The following is a 3,307-nucleotide window of genomic DNA, read 5'->3' as shown; positions in this document are numbered from 1 at the left end:
CATCCCGTCGGGGAACCAGGTGCCGTAGATCACTTCCAACCCCTGAAGCTCGAGGAATCGTCCCTCGCCCGCGCCGCAGGGAAGGAGCGTCAGCCCGTGCGAGACGTTGCCCACCGTCCCGAGCGCCCACTGCCCATCGGGCGAGAAGTTGAAGCCGATGCCGTCGCCCAGGCGGATCGCCGGGGAGCCGTCGGTTCCGCGCAGATACACCGCGTGAAGCTCGCCGCCGCCCACGCCCGTCTCGTCGAAGAGGATCCGCGATCCGTCGCTGGAGAGGTCGCGCACCAGCGTCCAGTCGAGCCAGGTCAAATCCTGCGCGGTGCCCTGGCCGTGCCGCGCGAACTGCATGCGCATGCGCTCGTTCTCCAGCACGATGAGCGCGGCCCCCTGCCGTGAGATGTCCTGAAGCGTCATGTGCCCCGGCACTTCCAGGATGGGGCGCTCGACGCCCTCGGGCGTGACGCGGTAGAGCGATCGGCCGACGCCGGTGCGAAACGCGGTGAACACGATCTCGCGGCCGTCGGGAGACCAGGCCATCCCGCGGGCGCTGGACCATCCCGGCGAGAGATGCTTCACGTTCCCGCTCATGTCCACGATGGCGGGGCCGCCCGCGTCGTTGCCGCGGAAGGGATGGTCGATGAACGCGATGTACTTGTTGTCGGGAGCGACGCGCATGCTGCTGACCCAGCCCGCGCTCTTGTAGAGCACGTTTCCGACCGGGTATTCGATGCGCGTGAGGCCGGCGTCCTCGCGGAGGATGGCGAGCTGGCGGCCGTCGGGACTCCAGTCCGCCTCGTAGACGTTGTCGAGGATCTCGCGCGGCGCCCCTCCGCCCGCGGGCATGCGCGCGAGCATGCCGCTGTAGATGAACCCGCCGCGCGGATGACGCCGCAGCGACACCGCCATCTCGCCCGTGACGGAGATGGCGAGCACGTCGGTGCGCGGGAAGCCCAGCGCGCGCGACTCGGGATTGCCGGGATAGGCCCAGAACAGCTCGGCGGGGCGCCCCTCCCAGGCCGCGCCGTAGCAGACGCCCTGGCCATCCGAGGCGAAGCGCGCCGAGAGGATCGTCCCTTCGCGGTAGGTGGTGCGGCGGAAGGTGTGGCGCTTGGTTTCCGAGGGGGCGATGGCGCCGGGGATGCCCGCCGCCGCGCTCGCGGTGTTGGCGGTGCCGCGGCGCGACGTGGCGGCGATCTCGATCTGCTGCAGCGCGAAGGCGAGATCGTGCGCGCACTGGAAGCGGTCCTCGACGTTCTTCTCCAGACAGCGCTCGATAAGCGCGGGGAGCCCCGGTGCCGCGTCCTCGATCTCGGGCGGCAGCTCGGCCGGCGTCTCGTTGAGGATGGCCGCGACGCGATCGGCCGGCGTGGCGCCCTCGAACGCGCGGCGGGCGGTGAGCATCTCGTAGAGGATCGCGCCCACCGCGAAGATGTCGGCGCGCTGGTCGGTGGGCTGCTGGCGGATCTGCTCGGGCGCCATGTAGCTCGCCGTCCCCATGAGGGTGCCGGTGCCGGTGAGCTGCGTGGCGAGCACGCCGGTCACGTCGCCGTCGGCGGCCGCGTCGGCGTGGGTCAGCTTGGCCAGACCGAAGTCGACGATCTTCAGATGGTCGCCGGAGAGGACCATGAGGTTCTCGGGCTTCAGGTCCCGGTGCGCGATCCCCTTGGCGTGCGCGGTGGCCAGCCCCTTCGCGATCTGGATCCCCATCGCGATCGCCTTGCGCGGCGGCAGCGCGCCCTTGGCGAGCCGCGCGCGCAGGTCGGTGCCGTCGAGCAATTCGCTCACGATGTAGGGGGTCTCGCCCGTGGTGCCGATGTCGTAGATCGCGACGACGTTGGGATGGTTGAGCTGTCCCGCCGCGCGCGCCTCGCGCTCGAAGCGCTTCAGGCGGTCGGCGTCGGCGGCGAAGGAGGAGGGGAGCACCTTGACGGCGACCTGGCGTCCCAGCCGCCCGTCCTTGGCGCGGTAGACTTCGCCCATCCCGCCGCGTCCGATCAGTTCGTGGATTTCGTAAGGACCGAGACGCGTCCCGGCCGAGATGGTGTTGGGCAAGTTCAGGCTCCGGGGGTTGCGGGTTGGGATTTCGTCTGTGAACTGGTGATTATAGCAGGGTGGGTCCGGTCGCGATGAACCCCCGGATGAAGGCGACCCGCTCCTCGATCGGCGCTTTGGGCACGGTGATCAGCTCGTAGCCCGCATTTCGATATCCGTCGAGAAGCCTCTCGTGAAATCCCAGCGACTGCTCGAAGGTCATCTTCCGTTCGTCGTCCGTGGTGTAGATCGCTTCCCAGGGTTCGAGGACGAGGACCTGGGGGTGATAGCGGAGCCGCTGGGCCGCCTCGATGCAAGGCGATGGATCGGTCCCGAGATGGACGGCGTAGCCGACACAGTCGGGAATGCCTCGGTCGTAGAGCAGGGCCGCTTCGCTCGCGGCCTTGCCGGCCTCGGCTGTCCCGCCAATGCCGGCCTCCACATATTTCTCAATCGACCGGGCGAGGAGCAGCTCCATGAACCGGGCGGGATCCTGATCGGGCGTGCCGCGCCCTCCGCTGGCGCGCTCCTCGGCGAGGATCTCCCGCGCGGGCTCGGCGACGGTACGGATTCCCGGACCGATTCGGGCCAGGATCGCCGTCTTCCCGCCGCCGGGTGCGCCCGTCAGGACGAAGCGCGGGTTCACGCCATCTCGTCCCGGGGCGAGTTCAGTTTTATATTAACATGCCCCGAGGCATGTTGTGTTCGCCGGATCAGGACGACCGTCGCCGCGAGCATGCCGATCGATCCGATCCAGAGCCAGAAGCCCGGGAGCAAGCGGGCCGATGTCATCGGAATCCACGCCAGGTTTATGACGAACGACGCGGCCAGTGCCATCGGAAGCCATGCTGGCGCCGGTCTTCGTCGCAGGACCCAGGGCACGGCGATGACCACGACGTTCGCCAGAACGCCGGCGGTGCAAAGCCCCCAGAATCCATCGAGTCGATCGGGCTTGAGGGCCATGGAGAGCGCCATGAAGAATGCCTTCCAGCCGGCGTTGATGCCCTCGACCAGTGTGCCAGGGGTGAATGCCACCACGGGCAGGAACCACGACGCGAGATAGGCGACCGAAGCGGCGACCAGGGAGGCCGTCACTGCCCGACGGCTCATTCGAGCTCCGGAGTCAGCATTTTGAGCTCGTGGCCGGTCATTCGAACTCCTCCTTCGACGTGACCCCGAACTCTCTCCGCACGCCGTCCATCGCGATCTTCATCGCCTGGGACATCTCCATACTGTCGACCTCGAGGATCAGGCTCAACCTGGCCGAAGACGTGCC

Annotated in this window: 3 protein-coding genes; all 3 read right to left on the bottom strand. The window is 68.4% G+C overall.

Annotated elements, in window-relative coordinates; genetic code table 11:
- A partial coding sequence (locus VE326_10015; protein HYJ33541.1) for a protein kinase occupies positions 1-2,052 on the bottom strand: 2,052 nt, incomplete at its 3' end.
- A 49-nt stretch (positions 2,053-2,101) separates the two neighbouring features.
- Complete coding sequence (locus VE326_10010) at positions 2,102-2,677, bottom strand: AAA family ATPase (protein HYJ33540.1); 576 nt, start codon at positions 2,675-2,677, stop codon at positions 2,102-2,104.
- The gene (locus VE326_10005; protein HYJ33539.1) at positions 2,674-3,141 is read right to left on the bottom strand and encodes a hypothetical protein; all 468 of its coding nucleotides are present in this window, start codon (positions 3,139-3,141) and stop codon (positions 2,674-2,676) included. The genes VE326_10010 and VE326_10005 overlap by 4 nt, the downstream gene beginning before the upstream one ends.
- Positions 3,142-3,307 lie beyond the last annotated feature (166 nt).

It is taken from the genome of Candidatus Binatia bacterium, assembly GCA_035631035.1.
GTDB lineage: Bacteria > Eisenbacteria > RBG-16-71-46 > SZUA-252 > SZUA-252 > DASQJL01.
This window is presented reverse-complemented; position numbering and strand designations above follow the sequence as displayed.

Bases quoted from the DNA above. Each gene is read 5' to 3' on its own strand.
- VE326_10005 (HYJ33539.1), bottom strand. From the start codon at position 3,141: ATGAGCCGTCGGGCAGTGACGGCCTCCCTGGTCGCCGCTTCGGTCGCC.